General features: G+C 72.8%; 1 pseudogene. It reads right to left on the bottom strand.

The window, feature by feature from the left end:
* Positions 1-386, bottom strand: a pseudogene (locus GWK61_RS55280) (ABC transporter permease); the annotation flags it as partial.
* Between the last annotated feature and the right edge of the window lie 55 nt (positions 387-441).

Raw genomic sequence — 441 nt, 5'->3', positions numbered from 1 at the left:
ACGCTGAGAAGCGTCGCACCCCCGGCGATGAGCAGACTCACCCGGGCGCCGAACAACAGCCGGGCCATGATGTCGCGCCCCATCCGCTGATCCACCCCGAGCGGATGCGCCCAGCTGATACCGCCGAACGACCCGTGCGGCCCGAAGGTGGCATCGGTGAGCTCGGGATGCAGCGTGTTCGGCCCCACCCCGAACACCCCGGTGACCACCGGCGCGAACACCGCCAGCAGCACCAGCAGCACGACAGTCCAGCCCCCGACGACCGCCGCCCGATCGGCACGCAACTTGCGCCACACGGTCGCGGTGGTGGAGCGCGACCGGATGTGGGCGGAGTTCGGGGACACGGAGGGGCGGGCGAAGGCCTGGAAGGGCCAGAGGGACGCCATGAGGCTGCGCTTGGCGCGCCGGCGGCCCCAGGTGCGGGAGCGGGGCGGTCTGGGG

The organism is Catenulispora rubra (assembly GCF_015356825.1).
GTDB lineage: Bacteria > Actinomycetota > Actinomycetes > Streptomycetales > Catenulisporaceae > Catenulispora > Catenulispora rubra.
The sequence above is the reverse complement of the archived record's forward strand: the minus strand, read 5'-3'. Positions and strand labels throughout refer to the sequence as shown.